At 61.1% G+C, this 19,843-nt stretch carries 12 protein-coding genes and 1 pseudogene; 8 read left to right on the top strand and 5 right to left on the bottom strand.

Going from position 1 to position 19,843, the window contains the following annotated elements; translation table 11 throughout:
- Positions 1–124 precede the first annotated feature (124 nt).
- The 7 genes and pseudogenes from NVB75_RS23760 to NVB75_RS33470 all read left to right on the top strand — a co-directional run bounded on the left by NVB75_RS23760 (position 125) and on the right by NVB75_RS33470 (position 12,698).
- Entirely contained in the window at positions 125–2,287 is a 2,163-nt protein-coding gene (locus tag NVB75_RS23760) for a methyl-accepting chemotaxis protein (protein WP_258343602.1), read from the top strand.
- 27 nt (positions 2,288–2,314) lie between these two features.
- On the top strand, positions 2,315–2,557 hold the full coding sequence (locus tag NVB75_RS23755) for a hypothetical protein (RefSeq protein WP_258343601.1): 243 nt from the start codon (positions 2,315–2,317) through the stop codon (positions 2,555–2,557).
- Positions 2,558–2,639: 82 nt separating this feature from the next.
- Positions 2,640–3,188 (top strand): nucleotidyltransferase family protein, encoded by a 549-nt coding sequence (locus tag NVB75_RS23750; protein WP_258343600.1) that lies wholly within the window; start codon positions 2,640–2,642, stop codon positions 3,186–3,188.
- A gap of 111 nt (positions 3,189–3,299) precedes the next feature.
- Positions 3,300–4,757, top strand: coding sequence for a glycosyltransferase family 39 protein (locus NVB75_RS23745; RefSeq protein ID WP_258343599.1), 1,458 nt, complete (start codon positions 3,300–3,302; stop codon positions 4,755–4,757).
- A gap of 92 nt (positions 4,758–4,849) precedes the next feature.
- Positions 4,850–10,594, top strand: a complete 5,745-nt coding sequence (locus NVB75_RS23740; RefSeq protein ID WP_258343598.1) for a membrane-targeted effector domain-containing toxin — start codon at positions 4,850–4,852, stop codon at positions 10,592–10,594.
- 151 nt (positions 10,595–10,745) lie between these two features.
- Positions 10,746–11,843 (top strand): annotated as a pseudogene (locus tag NVB75_RS33475) (methyl-accepting chemotaxis protein); the annotation flags it as partial.
- A complete protein-coding gene (locus tag NVB75_RS33470) occupies positions 11,835–12,698 on the top strand; it encodes a methyl-accepting chemotaxis protein (RefSeq protein ID WP_371103582.1) in 864 nt (287 codons plus the stop codon). The pseudogene NVB75_RS33475 and the gene NVB75_RS33470, both read left to right, overlap by 9 nt.
- A 651-nt stretch (positions 12,699–13,349) precedes the next feature.
- Here NVB75_RS33470 and NVB75_RS23730 read toward each other — a convergent pair.
- The 4 genes from NVB75_RS23730 to NVB75_RS23715 are packed head-to-tail and all read right to left on the bottom strand — an operon-like array spanning position 13,350 to position 17,488.
- Complete coding sequence (locus NVB75_RS23730) at positions 13,350–13,718, bottom strand: VOC family protein (RefSeq protein ID WP_258343596.1); 369 nt, start codon at positions 13,716–13,718, stop codon at positions 13,350–13,352.
- A gap of 29 nt (positions 13,719–13,747) precedes the next feature.
- Positions 13,748–15,211: an amidohydrolase family protein gene (locus NVB75_RS23725; protein WP_258343595.1), complete on the bottom strand. Its 1,464-nt coding sequence runs from the start codon at positions 15,209–15,211 to the stop codon at positions 13,748–13,750.
- Position 15,212: 1 nt separating this feature from the next.
- On the bottom strand, positions 15,213–16,073 hold the full coding sequence (locus tag NVB75_RS23720; protein ID WP_258343594.1) for a MurR/RpiR family transcriptional regulator: 861 nt from the start codon (positions 16,071–16,073) through the stop codon (positions 15,213–15,215).
- A gap of 11 nt (positions 16,074–16,084) precedes the next feature.
- Positions 16,085–17,488 (bottom strand): GntP family permease, encoded by a 1,404-nt coding sequence (locus NVB75_RS23715; protein WP_258343593.1) that lies wholly within the window; start codon positions 17,486–17,488, stop codon positions 16,085–16,087.
- A 192-nt stretch (positions 17,489–17,680) separates the two neighbouring features.
- On the opposite strand from NVB75_RS23715, the gene NVB75_RS23710 reads away from it, so the two are divergent.
- Positions 17,681–18,073, top strand: coding sequence for a lysozyme inhibitor LprI family protein (locus NVB75_RS23710; protein ID WP_258343592.1), 393 nt, complete (start codon positions 17,681–17,683; stop codon positions 18,071–18,073).
- Between the two features lie 129 nt (positions 18,074–18,202).
- Here NVB75_RS23710 and NVB75_RS23705 read toward each other — a convergent pair whose 3' ends face one another.
- Positions 18,203–19,648 (bottom strand): SulP family inorganic anion transporter, encoded by a 1,446-nt coding sequence (locus NVB75_RS23705; protein WP_258343591.1) that lies wholly within the window; start codon positions 19,646–19,648, stop codon positions 18,203–18,205.
- Positions 19,649–19,843: the final 195 nt, after the last annotated feature.

The following is a 19,843-nucleotide window of genomic DNA, read 5'->3' as shown; positions in this document are numbered from 1 at the left end:
CTGGACTTTCAAGTAACAGCTCAGCGACGCAAGCAGCAGATGATTATTTAGCCGCGCGTGCAAAACATATTGGCTTGTCAACATCAGAGGATGCTGGCAACTATTACTGTGGGCGGGAGACATCATGAAATTCAACTCATTGCAGACTCGGATCTGTTTCACTGCAGGCATCTGCCTGTTTATATCATCGGCGAGCCTGGTGCTATATGGACTGTTCTCTTCCACGGCCAACGAAAAATACGTAGCCGGCGAAGTATCTGCACTTATTGAGAATTCAACCATACGCGAAGTGCAGAACCTGGCAGAGTCACGGGCCAATGCTATTCAGGCAAAACTGCAAAATGCACTGGATGCGGCGAGAACACTGGCCAATGCATTTGCGGCCAGCAAAACCGCACAAAGCTCACTGTCATTAGGCCGTGAACAGATCAACACGATGTTGCTCAGCGTGCTTAAGGATAACCCCGACTTCAACGGTACTTATTCCTGCTGGGAGCCGGACGCCGTGGACGGCCAGGATCAGGCGTTCCGCAATGGCGAAGGCGGCAATAACCCACTGACCGGGCGCTTCACGCCTTATTGGACACGCAGTTCGGACGGCCATATCGCGGTTCAACCCTTGGTGGAGTATGACTCCCAGGCCCGTCATCCCAATGGCGCCCCCAAAGGTGGCTGGTACACGGGGCCCCGCGACACCCAGAAAGAAAGTGTATTGGACCCCATCCCGTACGTCGTTCAAGGCAAGAACGTGTGGCTGACCACACTTTCAGTGCCGATCACCGCCAATGGCAAATTTTATGGCGTAGTCGGCGCAGACTTCGATATTGCCTTCATCCAGAAGCTCAGCGAACAAATGTCAGCCGACCTTTACGGCGGCAAAGGCTCCGTCTCGATCCTGAGCAATCAGGGGCTGGTGGTTGCGGACAGCCAGAGGACCGATCTGATCGGCCAACCGTTGAAGGGATTGCTGCCCGATACCTGGGAAAAAGTCCTGGCCGATATCCAGAGCGCGCGCGGTGTCGGGCAGTTCAACAAGGACAGTCAGAACATCGAAGTGTTGATGCCGATTCAGCTGGGCCGCACCGGCAAGCCATGGGCCATATTGATTCGCCTGCCCAAGGCCGTGGTGATGAGCCAGGCGATCGCCCTGGAGCAGGAAATGCAATCGCGCAGTGTCAGCAACAGTGTCTGGCAGGTGTCGGTGGGCGTAGTCATTTCCTTGCTGGCCCTGGTGGCGCTGTGGTTTGCCACCGCAAAAATTGTCGGGCCGATTCGTGAGGCAGCCGCGCTGGCGGCGAGTATCAGCTTGGGTGATTTCTCACGCCGCCTGGTTCAAAAGTCTGAAGATGAAGTCGGACAGTTATCTTTTGCCCTGAATGACATGTCAGAAAGTCTGCAACGCCAGGTGCGAATCGCCGAGCGCATTTCCGAAGGTGACCTGGACCTGGAGGTTCGCCTTTCATCTCCCCAGGACGCCCTCGGCAAATCACTGGAGAAAATGGTCAGCAACCTGAATAACCTGATTTCGGAAGTCCAGGTCAGCGCGACTCAGATCACCGGCAGCTCCGCACAAGTCACCGAGTTGAGTCAGTCGCTGTCCGATGGGGCGTCCAATTCGGCCTCGTCGATCACCGAAATCAGCGCCGTGATGACGCAGATGGCCGCACAGACCACCGACAACGCCGCCAATGCGAGGAAGGCTGACGAACAGTCCCAGGCTTCACGGGCCGACGCTGGCGAAAGTGACAAGTTAATGAGCGAGTTGATTGCCGCCATGGCCGAAATCGACAACTCCGGCAAAGACATCACCGCCATCATCACCACCATCGACAACATCGCGGCCCAAACCAACCTGCTGGCGTTGAACGCTGCGATTGAAGCGGCCAGAGCCGGAGAGCTTGGACGGGGATTTGCCGTGGTCGCCGATGAAGTCCGCAGCCTCGCCGCACGTAGTGCTGAAGCCGCTCAGCAAACCGCCGCCCTGATCGCCGACTCTTCAGTCAAGACCCAGCGCGGCATGGTCATTGCCGGCCGTACCGCCGACTCGCTGAGAAATATCGTCAGCGGAACCAGTGCGGTTTCGAGCCTGGTGTCATTGATCTACCAGGCATCAAGCGAGCAGGCATCCGGCTTGCAACAGGCCAGCATCGGCCTTGAGCAGATCGATGAGGTCACTCAGCAGAATCAGTCCAACTCCCAGGAGTGCGCGGTGGCGGCCAAGAACCTGTCGGAACGGGCGAATACCATGCAACGCGGTCTCAGCCGCTTCAAAGTGAAGAGTTCCTAGCAGGTCGGTTACCGTCAAGGAGAAGCTATGCCTGAACCAAAAAACTACAAGATCAGCTTTATCCATCAGGGTCAGGAGAGGGAGATCTACCTCACTTTGATGGACTGTCACGATGCCTACAAATGGCGATACATTGCCGATAGCCTGGGCATCAGCTATTGCAGTTCCGACGGGCGCTTCATGCTTTCACATGCCATAAAAAACCTCGTAGAAGCCAAGGGAGTCAGCAAGGTCGTGGTACAAACAATGCCAGAGCCGGTCGACCACTAACCCGGGGCAGGCTGACCATTGTCGCCAGACGCCGTCGAGGCAATTCACAGGACTGGCGTCAGCATACAAGGACCGCCATACCGTGCTCAGACACCGCCTCCAGACCCTGATCAGCCGCGACGCCCAGCGTTGGTATCTGCTGGGCGTCGTCCGCACCCTGGCCCTGCCCGATTGCTGGATCGGCGCCGGCTTTGTACGTAACGCCGTGTGGGATCACCTGCACGGTCGCGCGCTATCGCCACTGACGGGTGACGTCGACGTACTGTGGTTCGACGCCACCTGCACCAACCCCAGCGAAGACCGCCGCCTCGAAGCGCTGTTACGCGCAGCAGAACCCTCCATCGACTGGTCCGTCAAAAACCAGGCCCGCATGCACCTGCGAAACGGCGATGCGCCCTATCGCGACGCCAGCGATGCCATGCGCTTCTGGCCGGAGACCGCCACCGCAGTCGCCGTCAGAAGAACCGCAGGGGACGTATGCGAAGTTTCAGCGCCACTTGGCCTGGAGGACTTGTTCAATCTGCAACTCAGACCCACCCACCGCTTTGTCGAAGAGAAACACGCCATTTACCAACAACGCATCACCTCCAAAGGCTGGCTAAACCACTGGCCATTGCTGAAACAACCCTGACCCTACAAAAACCTCACATTCATTCACGAATTATTAAGAATCGCCCTCGTATACTCGCCGATCGCCCGGGCCGTTCCCCCGAACGGCCCCCTGCCCCGGTAGCCAGAATCCATGACGCGTTCCGCTCCTCTGCTGCTCCTGCTCGCTGCGCTGTTGTTCTTCTTTGCCCTTGGCAATCACGAGTTGCAAGGCTCGACCGAGGCCCGTGTGGCCGGGATCGCCATGGCCATGCACCTGGATAACGACTGGGTGGTGCCGCGACTGTTCCGTGAACCCTTCCTGGAAAAACCGCCACTGAGCCTGTGGCTCGACGCCGGGGCGATCCGGTTGTTTGGCGGTACCACTTGGGCAGTGCGCCTGGCGTCGGCGTTTGCCGGACTGTTCAGTGTGATGCTGCTGTACGGGATGCTGCGCAAGTTTGGCCGGCCCAAGACCCTGGCGTTTGTCGCGGCGCTGATGCTGGCGACCATGGCCAGTTACTGGAGCAATGTGCGCGGTGTGGGTGAAGACTCGCTGCTCACCCTCGGGGTCACCATGGCACTGCTGGCGTTTTATCAGGCCAACCGCCCCGAGTCGGAGCGCGACCGTTCCAACCTGGGCACCTGGTTACTGTTCACCTTGGGGATGGTCATCGCCACACTGAGTAAAGGGGTTCTAGGCCTGGCCATGCCGGGCGTGGTGATCTTCGTCTATCTGGCCAGCACCAGCCTGATGGATAAACGGTTCAAGCTCGGCGATTGGATCAAACCCGGGCTGTTCACGCTGCTGGCGCTGGTGCCGCTGATGATCTGGCTGGGTTTCCTGTACCAACGCGACGGGCTGCAAGCAGTACGTGAAGTGCTGCTGACCAACAGTGTCGGGCGCTTCAGCGGTTCGTTTGTCGAAGCCGGTCACTACGAGCCGTTCTATTACTACATCGTCAAACTGCCCGAAGCCTTTTTGCCCTGGAATATCCTGGTGTACCTGGGGCTGTGGCACTTCCGTAAAAGCCTGGTGCGCAACCGCTACCGGCTGTTTTTCAGCGTGTGGCTGGTGGCGCAGTTCACCCTGCTGACGCTCGCCTCCAGCAAGCGCACGGTTTACCTGATGGCATTGACGCCCGCCGCCGCAGTGCTGGCCGCCGAGTATGCCGGCGTCTTGCTGGGCTGGCTGAAAAGCCGCGGGCAGGTTTCCAACGTTGCCGAACACGTTTATGAGCATCGTCGTGGCCTGGTGGGCGGCTTTTTCACCGTGGTGGTGGCCTGCTACCTGATTGCCGCTTTCTGGTTCGCGCCCAAGGCCGATGTGCGCCAGTCGTTTGTGCCGGTGATCAGCCAGATCCAGGCAATGCAGGCGCAGGGCAAAGAGGTGGTGTTGTATCAGGCCAACGAGCGAATCGCCGGGGCCGGGGTGTTTTACATGCAGGGTTATTTGACGATTCTGCAAACGCCGGAAGAACTCAAAAGCTACCTCGCGGCCAAGCCCGGCAACGTGGCATTGGTGGACAATACTGACCGGCTGAACGTACCGGTGACGGTGGTCAAGGAGATGGCGATTAACCGTCAGCCGTACTATTTCGTCGAGCAGTGATGAAAGAGGCGCCGGCCACGAGTAACTAACTACCGCCATCGACACTGCAAGACTGCGCACCCTCAGGGATCAATCCACCCTGAGGACCGGCCATGCCCGCCCTGCCCCCGAACACATCACCACTTACCCCCGAACAACTGAACAACTACCTGCTGCAAATCGGTCATCGCTTGCAGGTTTTCCCCAATGGCCAGGCGCCCGCAGCACAATCCTCTGCCGAGTTGCTGGAGATGCAGGCGCTGCACGCAGCCCTGGCAGAAGAGAGCCGCTGGAGCCTGCAGAACGCACAAGTGCATTACACCGTCCCCGGCAACTGGATGATCCAGGGCGAACCCGGCCGGTTGAACCGCACGCGCATCAGCCAGGCATTGCACAAGAAGTTGGCCGCCCTGGAAATCGAACGGCGGCCCAACGGCCATTTACGCAAGAACTGGATACTCGACAGCCATCAGCCGATGCTGGAGGCCGAGGCCAGGCTGAAGGTCAAGGATCGCCTGCTCAGCCCTGCCGACCAGCTGCTGGTGACGAATATCGTCAGCGGTCCCGAGCTGCGCCCGGGCATCCATCGCCTGACGTTTCGCTACCGCCAGCAGACCATCGAGTTCGCCGGGGTGTTCGTCCTCACGCGCAGCCAAACACCGGCCACCCACCTGGAGATCGAGGACGGCGATGTGTTGCTGTTCACCCCGTCCAGAGGCCTGGAGGCTTTCACCTCGCTCAAGCATCTGGATCGCACGCTGCAAGAGCGCATGAAGCAGGCGGCCTGGCGTCAGGAACTGCTGCAACACTTGCCGCGCCGTTACCAGCACTTGCGCGCGGCGAGTATCTGGCCGCTGGTGCCAGAGCCTATCGACAGCCTCCCGCTGAACGAACACACCTACAACGCCCTGCAGGACAAACAACATCAGGACATCGCGTTTGCCCTTGGCCTGGACGGCCATCCAGCGCCGACAGACGTTGCCAGAATGACCCTCGAACTGGACCAGGCGCTGCGCTGCTCGCCTTGGGACCTGGCCTCGCGCCTGGAACTGCGCGCGCAACAGTTACTGGAAAAACTGCTCCACGAATCCGCCCCCGACTGGTACCGCAGCGCCAATGAGTCTCAGCGCAAAACCCTCGCCGAACACCTGCGCACTTACGAACACCTCAGCCTGCAAGTGCTGGCACTGCTCGGCCCGGCGGCCTCGCCCGAGGCCATGGCACGCCTGCAATTGCTTGAGCACCTGGATGACGACCTGGATATCCAGGGCCTGATCCCCGAGCAACTGCAGATCAGCACCGAGCGCACCCTCAAGTCAGGCAACTCGTACAACCAGCACAACAACCTGGTGCAACTGGCGGTACGTGGCTTGCACCGTGGCGATGAACACGCCGGCTCCGCGTTTCTCAAGCACACCCAACTGACCTACGCCCAGCAGCCATTGCCGCCTGAGTTCCAGGACGTCACCCCGGCTTACCTGGCCGAGCTGCTGGCCAAGGTTCAACCAAGCCTGGTCTTCGCCGAAGAACAAAAGCGCGCCCACAGTTTGCCCGCCGTACAGGAAGCCATGCAGCAGATGCTCGACAGCCGCCTGCACGCGCTGGCCTACAGTGCGTCGTTGCAAAACCATATCAGCACTGACGACTACGCACTGCTGCAAACCCTCAGTGAAGGCCCCTCGCCCACACTCACCGCCTGCTGCCTGTTCCTGCACAAGGCTCCGCTCAAAGACCTGTGGGTGCTGCGCCAGACCGATGCAACGGGCGCGGTCAAACGCTTGCTGCTGTGCACGCCTCACGCGCCACGCGCCGAGCAGTTCCAGGCCTTTGGCAGCGAGCGGGAACTGCAGGCGCACATCCTCGGCTGGAGCCAGGAGGTAGCGTCCGCTCCCGGTTCGCGCAGCATGAAAGACTACCTGCTTGAACAACTGGTCAGCCGGATCCGGCCCAAATACAGCGCGATGCTTTCCGCCCTGGGTTTTGCCCCGGCCAGCCTTGAGTATTTGATGATCAGTTTCGGCGCGCCCTCCACCTATGAAGCCTGCCTGGTGGAAATGAGTACCACGACGCTGGCCATGCAGGCCGATGAATACCTGCATCAGATGCCCAAGTGGCTGAGCCAGGCATCGGCAGCCGACCGACAGAAACTCGCCGACCTCAAGGAACAGGCACAGGGCGCTGCACAGGCCTACGCCGCAAGCCCGGGTAGCCCACAACAGTTTCCCGACTTCGACAGTTACTTGCACAAGGCGGCAAAAACCGCCCTCAACCAACTGCTCGGCAACCCGATCCCGGCGGTAGACCCAAACCTCGTGGGCGTGATCACCCCGCGCGAACGCGTCAGCTACACCACGCTGTACCGCAACGGCTACGACGCCAGCCTGGGCTTTATCAACCCCGACGCCAGCACCACCGCGCAGTTCAAGGGACCGCCCGGCGTCGACCTGAGTCGACTCACCGCGCAAACGGTGAGCAACTCGGTCAGAGGCACTTGGATCGGTGATCGCTATGTCGCCGAGATCGAGAAAACCCTGCTGGACCCGCAAGCCCCTCACTATGCATGGCGCCGCAACATGGCCCTGGAGGTTACCCAACTGCACATGCATGTCGCCGCGCTTGAGTGCTGCCTGCAAGGCTGCCTGGCAACAAGCGACCTGGCCTGGCTGGAAAAAAGCATCGACAGCCTGGCCGATAACAGCGATGCCGTGCGCAATCGGTATCGGCTCTATCCCCTGCAAATCAGCGGGCAAGTGATCGATGGCTGCTACCTGTTCCACCACGCCGACGACCTGCCCCTGCTCTACACCCCGCACGCACCGGATGGCATCGCCTTCAGGCCGCAACGGGAATTCAACGAACGCCTGAAAAACCTTGAAGGCATGGACACCTACTACATCAGCCGGGTCGCCAGCGTTGAGCGTGCGGCGTTCGAGCCGAGGTTGCATGCGTTGGTGGCCGGCCTGCCGGCACAGCTCAAGGGGGTGTATTCCAAGCCGGTGTTCGACGAAGTGCCTCGCACCGCACTGCCGCTCAAGAACCTGCATTACCACACCTACGACAAACAGCTGCGCCACCGTATCGACGAAGTCAAAAGCACCACCACCGGGCGCTTGCAGATGATCATGGAACTGGTCAGCGTCATCGGTGAACTCACCATTGCCGTGCTGACCGCGCCCTTCCCGACCCTGAGCCTGGCCTTGGGCGGCTTGCTGGTGTTCAAGGATTCGATGCTCGCCCTGCATGCCTACAGCCGCAACGACACCGCTGCCGCGCTGGGACATTATCTGGGCGCGCTGCTCAATGCCGGCGGGGCGCTGTTGACCGACCTGCGCCCCCTGCTGTTCGCCCCCGTCAAACTCGCCCGTCCGCCGTTGCGCCACGTTGCCCGGGTGACCAAGGACCAACAGGCCATGACCTTGATCAAGCAACTGCAACCGCAGCCCCCATTGCCCCAGGGCATGCAGCCCGTGCTGTTTGCCGGCGACAGCCTGTGGGCCTCCCACACCCCGGACAGCCTGGGGCGATTCCTGTTGTTTCGCTACGACAACACCAGCGGGCAATTGCGCTCCACCGGCAAGCTGGTGAACCAGACGGTGGACGGCCAGTGGCAGCGCTCCGGTGTCATCGGTGGCATGCCTGGCCCTGAAAGGCTCGGGCAGCCCTATGAGTTGTCGGAAAAGTTTCGTCGGGACGTATCGGCTGTCATCGCCCCCGAGGACCGGTCGGCGCTGTTCCTGCAAATCGCCTACCTGGATCGTGACCTCAATACCCACAGCATCTGGATCTCGCGCCAGCGACTCGACCCGGCACTCAAACAGCACCTGGACAATGTCAGGGCACTGACGGATGACGCCGACGCGTTTTTTGCACGTTTGCCCGCCGTGGTTCCCCGGGCCGAAACCCTGAACCCGGCGCCAGACATTGCCCTGCGTGATTTGCTCAAGCTGCTGATCGATGACGCGCACAACCTGGTGGTGGGCGAGGCACCGTTTTCCACCGTGGCTAAACAGGTGCTGATCGAAAACATGCAGTACCTGCGCGAACTGAACGTCACGGTTCTCTATATCGAGCCGCTGTGGCGCGACATTCATCACTTGAAAACCCATTCACGGTTTTCCAGTGGCCTCTCCAAACGGGCCGAGGGCCAGCTCAAATCCATCGACAAGGAAAATTACCGCGACCCCGAAGGGTTGCACGGCCACTGGATGCTGGTAAAGACCGCGCAACAGCACGGGATTGAGGTCAGACCGTTGAACGCCTCAAGCTCCTACGACCTGGAAAACACCCTGTGCCTGTTTGATTCACGCCCGGCACCGATTCGCGCCAACCGGCTGACCAACTTTTACTCCCACACCCTCATCAACGACGACCAGGCGAAAAAACCGGGCGAACGCTGGATAGCGTTGGTTGATCAAAAACGCATGAGCACCTATCGCGGCACACCGGGCCTGGCCGACCTGCAAAAGAGCATTGCCCTGCGGGTCGATGATGCGTTCGACCAACCCACCCAGGTCATCGCGGATGTGGCCGGCGGCATTCCCGGCGATGCCCTGGCCAAGGGCGACCTGAAGCTCTCGTTGCACACGGCAAGCCAACCGGCACCGCGCCCGGGCCCCTCGGTGGAACGCTCACACTCGCTACGGCCAACGCGCCCTCTGCCTGTTGAGGCGCCGCGCCACTTCAGCACCTTTGACCTGCCACATGAACACCTGAGCCTGATCAGCGAAGAAATCACCTTGCCGATGGGCACGCGTGAAGCGCTCTTCGCCACCGCCTACAGGGAGACCGCCAGCAGCCGTCGCGCGGCGCAAACCACGTTCGACCAGACTCGCAAAAAACTTCAGGATCAGGCCCAGGCGTTTTTTACCGAACACACACCGCCTGCGCGGGGAGCACTGCCTGCGGTCGACCCGGCCCTGGATGAGGCGAAGTTTATCGATCAACTGCTGGATACCGCCGATGGCCTGGTAGTCGGCGAAGCCCACGCCGGTACATCGAGCAAAGGCTTCCTCAGCCGGCACATGGAATACCTGAAAGGCCAGCGCGAAGTAAAAACCCTGTACATGGAGCAACTCACCACCGAGCTGCATCAGGCCGACCTGGATATCGTCCACAGCCTGGGCTTTATGCCCGATGAGCTGTGGAGCTACCTCAACGCATTGGACAAAGGCCACGGCGTACCGGCCGACAGCCCCTACAGTTTTGTCAGCCTGGTGCAGGTGGCGATGAAGCATAACGTGCGGATCCGCGCGCTCGACTGTGTCGCCAGCCTGCGGGTGGACGGCATGACCGCCTCCAGGACATCAATGTTCAACTACTTTGCGACCCAGGTGATCCGCGCCGATCAGCTTCAACAGGGGCCGCACAAGTGGGTCGCACTGGTGGGCGAAACGCACGCCAATACCCATCGCGGCGTGCCGGGCATTGCCGAGCTCAACAACGGCATCAGTTTGCTGTTGGACGATGTGCCTCCCGGCTCGGCCAGCGGCTTTGTGCGTGAGCCCGCCAGCGTCCAGGCGCTGCCGCGCGAGCAGCAATGGCCATTGGTGCGCTACGACTTCAAGAAAAACGTCGAAGTCGCCGGTGCGCCATTGCCGCCACCGGTCGTGCCCGCGCCATCCCTCAGCCTCGAACAACGCCTGCGGCGCAAAGGCGATTACCTGCTTCAGCGCACCTTGGACGACGGGTTGGAGATGGTCCATAAAAACCGCGACGGTGTACTGGTCCACACCTCGTTGCAGCAGGATGCCAGGGGGCACTTCGTCAATCGCTGGAACCTGGATGACCGCCGTTTCCGCAGCAGGGAAGCGTTGATCGACATCATCACCACCAGCAAAAGAATGCGCCAAGTCCACTGACCCTCGCACCGCCCTCTGCATGAGGGCGGTGCGACCGCTCGTCGCTCACGGTCCATAAATCTTCCCCTCACGAAAAAACCGTTTCAGCTCTCGCCAGGGCTGCCGATACCTCCTGACTACCCATCGGCTGGTCGCTACTTCCAGCAACCGGATGTACCCGCAAATCTGTTCCTGGAGGAATGCGATGAATAGTTGGTTCGGCAACATCAGCGTCAATATGAAACTGGGCCTGGGCTTCGGCCTGGTACTGGTACTCACCTCGATCCTCGCGCTCACCGGCTGGACCAGCCTGGGCGGCCTGATCGACCGCAGTAACTGGATGAGCGACATCACCCAGCTCAACGCTTCGCTGACCAAACTGCGGATCGTGCGCCTGCAATACATGTTGGCCAACGGCGACGAAGCCGTGGCGCAAAACGTGCAGACCAACCTCGACGGTTTTGTCGCCCAGCAACAGAAGCTGCTGGACAGCTTCAAGAGCCCGGACAACCTCAAGCTGCTCAATGAGCAAAAAGCGATCATCACCGCTTACCAGCAGTCGTTGAACAAAATGCGCGAGGCCTACCGCAACGGTAACGCCGCGCGCCAGGTCATGGGCGACAAGGCTGACATCGCCAACGCGCAGATCAGTGCCCTGGACGCCAGCGTGCGCCAGATGCCCGAGAGCACCGAGCGCTTCACTCAGTTCGAGGCCGTGAACACCGCCAAGGAACAGTTTCAGTTGGCCCGCTACGAAGTGCGCGGCTACACCGGCAACGTCAACGCCGAGACTGAAGCCCGTGCCGCCGCGCAGATCGAGAAAGCCATCGACGGTTTGAAAGGCCTGCATGCGGTGTTCGGCGCCAGCCAGCAGACAGCCCTGAGCTCACTGGAAACCGCCCTCGGCGCGTATCGCAGCGCCGTCCAGAACTACAAGGCAGCCAACGCCAACATCGTCTCGGCCCGGGCAGAAATGACCACCCAGGGTGCCGACATCGTGACCATCAGCGACAAGCTGTACGACATCCAGCTGCAACGCCGCGACGCCGAAAGCGCCCAGGCCCGCAGCCTGCAACTGATCAGCACATTGCTGGCCTTGCTGGTGGGCATCGTGGCGGCCGTGATCATCACCCGCCAGATCACCCGCCCATTGCGCGAGACCCTCGCGGTGGTGGAGCGCATCGCTTCCGGCGACCTGAGCCACAACATCCAGGTGACGCGCCGCGACGAACTCGGCGTGTTGCAGCAAGGCATTCAGCGCATGGGCACCACCCTGCGTGAACTGATCAGCGGCATCCGCGACGGCGTGACCCAGATCGCCGCTGCCGCCGAAGAGCTGTCAGCCGTGACCGAACAGACCAGCGCCGGGGTCAACAGCCAGAAGATCGAGACCGATCAAGTGGCCACCGCCATGCACGAAATGACTGCCACCGTGCAGGAAGTCGCACGCAACGCCGAACAAGCGTCCCAGGCTGCCTCGGCCGCCGACGGCGAAGCCCGTGCCGGTGACAAAGTGGTGGCCGAAGCCATCGCCCAGATCGAACGTCTGGCTGCCGAAGTGGCGCGCTCCACCGACGCCATGACGCACCTGCAACAAGAGAGCAACAAGATCGGCAGCGTGATGGACGTGATCAAGGCCGTAGCCGAGCAGACCAACCTGCTGGCACTCAACGCCGCCATCGAAGCCGCTCGTGCCGGTGAAGCCGGTCGGGGTTTTGCGGTGGTCGCCGACGAAGTTCGTGGCCTGGCCCAGCGCACCCAGAAATCCACCGAAGAAATCGAAGGCCTGGTGGCCGGTTTGCAAAATGGCACCCAGCAAGTGGCTGCCGTGATGAACAACAGCCGCAACCTCACCGACAGCAGCGTCGAACTGACGCGCAAGGCCGGTGTATCACTGGAAAACATCACCCGTACGGTGTCGAATATCCAGTCGATGAACCAGCAGATTGCCGCAGCCGCCGAACAGCAGAGTGCCGTGGCGGAAGAGATCAGCCGCAGCATCGTGAACGTGCGGGACGTGTCGGAGCAGACGGCGGCAGCCAGCGATGAGACGGCCAAGTCGAGTGTGGAACTGGCACGTTTGGGCGGGCAGTTGCAGCAGATGGTCAGCCATTTCCGGGTGTAAATCCCAGGCACAAAAAAGCCGCCCCGGTCGAAACCGGGGCGGCCCACTTCTCAGACCTTAACGGTCATCGAAGCTGTCCCGCAGGAATTTCCACACGTGATAAACACGCAGGGAGTTCACTACGAGGTCCCACGTACGTCGTGCAAACTTGGACATACTCGGCCCTCCATCAGTTGGGCCTACCTCCAGCGCACTTACCGGAACACGTGAGCCTTCGGACGCAGGTCAATGCTTCCAGTGAGGCGGCCGGGCTTTGGGTCCTCCCGCATGAATCCGGCACGGATTACTAGCCCGTGGCGTTCGGTCCATAAATTCGCGCGCGTACCCAGCCCACCTACAAACGACATACACAGAACGGGGGCGATACTAACCAACATCCCACTCAAAGGTGTGACCTGGGAGAACTAATCCACCGGTAATGCTCCAAGAATTTATTGCCAGTTTTTGCAGTCGTCCTTAAATAGCGTAGATCTCAAAGAACTGAAAACACCGAGTGTCACCAGGCCTTGCGTGATGCCTGAACCGACAGTAGTATCCGGTCAGCAGGTCAATGCTTCCGGTGAGGCGCAACCCCAGCCGCGAACTGGGATTGCAATAAAAAACCGCCCTACTAAGGCGGTTTTTTATTGCCTGCGATTTATGCGCGCAGCCTCAGCTGCTGACTTCTTCAACAAACACCAACCGGTTCCCCGACGGGTCGCTGATGCTCATTTCGCGGCTGCCCCAAGGCGTGTCTTCAATCCCCGGCTTGGCGTTGCGGTAATGCTTGGCCAGCAATTGTTGCTGGTACGCTTCCAGCCCTTGGGCCTGAATCCGCACCGCCGCACCCGGCGTGCAGTCGCCATGGTGCTCGGACAGGTGCAGCACACATTCCCCCAGCGACACCTGCAAGTACAGCGGAAAGTTGTCTTCAAAACGGTGCTGCCAATCGACCTTGAACCCCAGGAAATCGACGTAGAATTCCAGGGTCTTGGCCTCGTCGAAACTGCGCAAAATGGGTGTGACTTTTCCTAAGTGCATGGCGATTGCTCCGTGTTTGAGAGCGGCCACTATACGGCCGCAAACCCCTTACGCAAATCCCCGCTGCGCGCCAGGAATCGTCCGGACCGCTGCCCATTGGCCTGCCCGTCGCTGTAGCTGAGCACGCCATTGACCCACACACCGTCAATCCCTTCCGCCGCGCGCTGCGGCTCCTTGAAGTCCGCCACATCCCGCACCCGCAACGGATCAAACAGCACCAGATCGGCCCAGTGTCCTTCACGGATTTCACCGCGCTCGGCCAAGCCAAAGCGCGCTGCCGACAAGCCAGTCATCTTGTGCACGGCGGTGTGCAGCGGGAACAAGCCAAGGTCCCGGCTGAAATGCCCCAGTACCCGGGGAAACGCGCCCCACAAACGCGGATGAGGAAACGGATCTTCCGGCAAACCATCCGAACCAATCATCGACAGTGGATGCGCCAGGATGCGCTGCACGTCGGACTCATCCATCCCGTAATACACCGCTCCGGCGGGTTGCAGGCGACGGGCGGCGTCCATCAGCGGCACCGCCCACTCGGCGGCGATGTCCTGCAGATCCCGTCCGCCCATTTCCGGATGCGGCGTGGACCAGGTGATGGTGATGCGAAACGCGTCGGTGACCTGCTTCAGATCCAGGGTCGAGGAACTGGCCGCATAGGGATAGCAATCGCAGCCGACGGGGTGAGTCTTCGCCGCGTGCTCCAGAGAAGCCAACAACTGCGGGCTGCGTCCCCAGTTGCCAGCGCCGGCGCACTTGAGGTGGGAAATGATGACCGGGGCATTGGCGTGGCGGCCAATCTGAAACGCTTCGTCCATAGCCTCCAGCACCGGTTCGAATTCGCTGCGCAAATGGGTGGTGTACACCGCGCCGAACGCCGTGAGTTCTTCACTCAGTTGCAGCACTTCATCGGTCTCGGCGTTGAAGGCGCTGGCGTAGGCAAGGCCGGTGGATAACCCCAGGGCACCGTGCGCCAGACTCTCCTGCAACTGCACGCGCATCGCGGCGATTTCATCGGGCGTGGCGGTGCGGTGCAGCTCGTCCATATGGTTGCTGCGCAGCGCCGTGTGGCCGATCAGCGCCGCCACGTTGACCGCCGGATGGGCACTTTCCACCGCCGCGCGGTAATCGCTGAACCGTGGGTAGGCAAAGGCCTCGGCGGTGCCCAGCAGGTTCATCGGGTCCGGGGGATCAGCCTTCAAGCTCACGGGCGAGGCGCTGATGCCGCAGTTGCCGACGATCACCGTGGTCACGCCCTGGCTGAGCTTGGGCAGCATCTGCGGGTGACGGATCACCACCGTGTCATCGTGGGTGTGCACGTCGATAAACCCCGGTGCCAATACGCGCCCGGTGGCGTCGATTTCATGCTCGGCGCTGTCTCGGGACAGGTCGCCGATCTTCTCGATACGGCCCTCGTGCACTGCCACATCGGCGACATAGCCGGGAGTGTTGCTGCCATCAATGATCAGCGCCTGGCGGATCAACGTGTGGTACTTCATTTCAATCTCCAAGCGGCAGGCTGTCGGGGCCGCCGCGATAATCGTCCAGGGCCAGCTTGATCCGTCGCAGGCGTTCCTGGTTGTCGTCCGGCATGGCCAAGGCCAGCTCGGTGGCGAGCACGTCGATGGCCAACAGCATTCCGTAGCGCGCCGCCGTTGGCTTGTAGATAAAACTGGTTTCCGCCGGTTGCAGCGGCAGCAGCACATCGGCCAACTGCGCCAGCGGAGAGTCCGGCAGGGTGATGGCGATGATTTTTGCGCCGTAGTTACGCGCCAGCGCCACCACGCCCAATACCTCCGGGGTGATACCGGTCAGCGAGCAAACAATCAGCGCATGCTCCGGCCCCAAGGTGGCGGCCGTCACCCGCATCATCACCGGGTCGTGGCAAACGGCGATCGAGTAGCCCAGCCGCACCAGGCGCACTTGCAACTCATCGCTGCACAGGCTCGATGGCCCACCCATGCCGAACGCGTGGATCATCCGCGCTTTGCCCAGCAGGCTCACGGCGTCGACAAAACTGCGCTGGTTGAAGCCGGACAAATGCCGGCGCAACGTTGATTCGATATCGCTGAGAATCTGCCGGTGAAAGGCCGACTGCTCAGGCAGGCCCGCCGGGTCGAGAAACCGGCTGCCGACGCCGCTGGCCTGGGCCAGTTGCAGGCGCAGGTCACGCAGGTCGCGGCACCCGACGCTGCGGGCAAACCGCGACAAAGTAGCCGTGCTGACCTCCGCCCGTTGGGACAACGCTTCCAGGCTGGCGGACGCTGCGAAGCCGACGTCATCGAGCATCAACTTGGCGATACGCCCTTCGCCAGCGCTGAAGGAATCCTGGCGGGCGCGGATCTGGTAGAGGATGTCCATGAGGTCTCCGGTTACAGGATGCAGGACAGACCATACGTCAGACCGAAGGCAACCACCGAAATCAGGGTTTCCAGCACGGTCCAGGTCTTGAAGGTCTGGATCACCGTCATATTGAAGTATTCCTTGATCAGCCAGAAGCCGCCGTCGTTCACGTGGGAAAAGATGACCGAACCCGCACCAGTGGCCAGCACCAGCAATTCCGGATGGGGATAACCCAGGCCCATGGCGACCGGCGCAACCACGCCCGAGGCAGTGGTCATGGCCACCGTGGCCGAGCCGGTAGCGATGCGCATCAACGCGGCAAACAGCCAGCCCATCACCAAGGGCGACAGGTTGAAGGCATGGGCCAGGCCGAGGATTTCATTGGTGACGCCAGCGTCTACCAGAATCCGGTTCAAACCACCGCCCGCGCCCACCAGCAAGGTGATGCTGGCCGTTGGTGCCAAGCATTCGTTGGTGAACTTGAGGATCGATTCGCGGTTGAAACCCTGGGCCAGGCCCAGCGTCCAGAAACTCACCAGGGTCGCCACCAGCAGCGCAATCACCGAGTTACCGATAAACAACAGGAACTGGTTGAACGCGGTGCCCGGTGTGGAGATCAGGTTAGCCCAGCCGCCGATCATCATCAGCACCACCGGCAACAGGATGGTGCCCATGGTCAGGGCGAAACTCGGCAAACGGGTGCGCGGTTCGCGGTCGATGAACTGGCGCTCCAGCGGATTTTCCGCCGGCAGGTGAATGTGCGGCACGATGAGTTTTGCGTACAGGGGACCTGCGATGATCGCCGTGGGTATGCCGATCAAAATCGCATACAACACCGTTTGCCCGACCGACGCGTTATACGCCAGCACCGCCATCATCGCCGCCGGATGCGGCGGCACCAGCGCATGCACCACCGACAAGCCGGCCACCATCGGCAGACCGACCATCAGGATCGACACGCCCACTCGCCGCGCCACGGTAAAGGCGATCGGCACCAGCAACACAAAACCGACCTCGAAAAACAGCGGCAGCCCCACCAGGAACGCAATGCACACCATTGCCCAGTGCGCATTCCGCTCGCCGAACCGATTGATCAACGTGCGCGCCACCTGCTCGGCACCGCCGGACTCGGCCATCATCTTGCCGAGCATGGTGCCCAGCGCGACCACCAGCGCAATATGCCCCAGCGTCTTGCCGACGCCAGCCTCGTAGGAACCCATGATCGTATCCGCCGGCATCCCGGCCAACAGCGCCAGGCCGATGGACACCAGGGTGATGACGATAAACGGGTTGAGCCGGTAACGCGCGATCAATACGATCAATGCAATGATGGCGATGGCGGCGTAGATCAACAGCCAATACCCCGGTGATGCGGCCATGCGGTACTCCTCGGAAAGGGTCACGTCGAATAGGTTGTGAAAGTCATAAATCATTACCGAGGTGGATTTTCAATTTTTATGAAAGTAATTTTCGCCCACAGACACGCCCTGTCGCACAGGGATATGCCCTGGGTCAGTGGATGAAAATTCGGGGGGCGTTCTTACATGAAGATCGCCGGGCTGGAAACTCAACTGCGCAGGCCGAGTCTTAGACTGCACACCGACTCATGACCAGGAAAACCCAGAATGAATCGTAACCACCTGCTTGTCCCTTTCGCCGCCGGCGCGCTGTTGCTGGCCTTGGGCGGCACGGCTTCGGCCGATGAGAACGCGGCGCTGAAAAAATGCATGGACGGCGCCAACACCACCGCCGACATGGTCGATTGCAACGCCAAGGAAACCAAGGTGCAGGACGCACGCCTGAACACCGCCTACAAAGCCGCCATGACCGCGATGGAAGGCAACCGTAAACAGCAATTGCAGGACGTGCAACGCCAGTGGCTCAAGTTTCGCGATGCCAACTGCGGCTTCATTGGCTCGGCAACCGGCGGCACCATTGATCAGGTCAACGGCTCCGGCTGCGTGCTGGACATGACCCAGACCCGCGCCCAGGAACTGGAAAACCTGGTCGGCCCATGATCGTTCCCACGCTCTGCGTGGGAATGCATCCTGTGACGCTCCGCGTCACGACTTTAAGAGCGGACGCAGAGCGTCCCAAGCGGCGTTCCCACGCAGAGCGTGGGAACGATCATCGTACTTCAACAACGGTCAGTCGTGCTGCACCCGTGCACGCTTGAGCAGTTTGCGGCAGCGCTCGGACAGGTGCAGCACCCGCAAATGCTTACCGGCCTTGGCGTAGCGCTCCCGCAAGGTCATCAACGCGGCAATCGCCGAATAGTCGACGAAGCTCAAGTGACGACAATCCAGCGTCACCTGGGCCGGGTCGTTGGCCGGATCGAACCGGTTCAGGAACGGCGTGGTCGAGGCAAAAAACAGCGTGCCGTGCACCCGATAGAGTTTGCTGCCGTCCGCTTCCATATGCTCGTCCGCGTACAGCTCACGCGCTTGCTGCCAGGCGAAGTTCAGCGCCGCAATCACAATCCCGCACAGCACTGCGGTCGCCAGGTCGGTGAACACGGTAATCACCGTCACCGCCATGATCACCAGCACATCGTTCAGCGGCACCTTGTTGATCACCCGCAACGAAGCCCAGGCAAACGTCTGCTGAGACACTACGAACATCACCCCCACCAGCGCCGCCAGCGGAATGCGCTCGATCAGCGGTGACAGAAACAGAATGAACAACAGGATCATCACCCCGGCAAACACCCCGGAGAAGCGCCCGCGCCCGCCGGAGCTGAGGTTGATCACGGTTTGACCGATCATCGCGCAGCCGCCCATGCCGCCAAACAAGCCCGAGACCATGTTGGCTGCGCCCAGGGCCACGCTTTCACGGTCCGGGTAGCCGCGGGTTTCAGTGATTTCGTCGGTGAGGTTGAGGGTCAGCAGGGTTTCCAGCAGGCCGACCATGGCCATCAGGATCGCGTAAGGCGCGATGATGTGCAGGGTTTCAAGGGTCCAGGGAATCTGCGGCAACGCGAAGGTCGGCAGGCCGCCGGCGATGTGGGCCATGTCGCCCAGGGTGCGGGTAGGCAGGCCGAGCAGGTACACCGCCAGGCCCACGCCGAGGATCGCCACCAAGGCCGGAGGCACCGCGCGGGTCAGGCGCGGCAGCAGGTAGACGATGGCCATGGTGGCAGCGACCAGCCCGGTCATCACGTACAACGGCGTGCCGCTGAGCCAGGTGTCACCGCTCTTGAAATGCTCCAACTGCGCCAGGGCAATGATGATCGCCAGGCCGTTGACGAACCCGAGCATCACCGAGTGCGGCACCATGCGCACCAGCTTGCCCAGGCGCAACAGGCCGAAGGCGACCATGATCAAGCCGCCCAGCAACACCGTGGCCAGCAGGTACTGCACGCCGTGCTGCACCACCAGCGCAACGATCACCACCGCCATCGAGCCGGCGGCACCGGAGACCATGCCGGGCCGGCCGCCGAACAGCGCGGTGAGGGTGCAGATGATGAACGCGCCATAGAGGCCCATCAGCGGGTTGAGGTGAGCCACCAGGGCAAAGGCAATGCATTCGGGCAGCAAGGCAAAAGACGTGGTGAGTCCGGCCAGGGCGTCGGCGCGCAGACGGGTGAGGTTCATTGAAGTACCGGGGAGTTGCGAGGGATAAGGCGGGGGATGGTACGGAATTGGGCGGGGTGGGGCTAGTGTTGGGTAAGACCGTTGGACCGAGTCGCCCCTTTCGCGAGCAAGCCCGCTCCCACACTTAACCGAGTTCCAACTTTGGAATGCGGTCAAATGTGGGAGCGGGCTTGCTCGCGAAGGGCTCGCCTCGGT

The organism is Pseudomonas sp. CBS (genome assembly GCF_024734645.1).
In the GTDB taxonomy this organism is placed as follows: Bacteria; Pseudomonadota; Gammaproteobacteria; order Pseudomonadales; family Pseudomonadaceae; genus Aquipseudomonas.
This window is presented reverse-complemented; position numbering and strand designations above follow the sequence as displayed.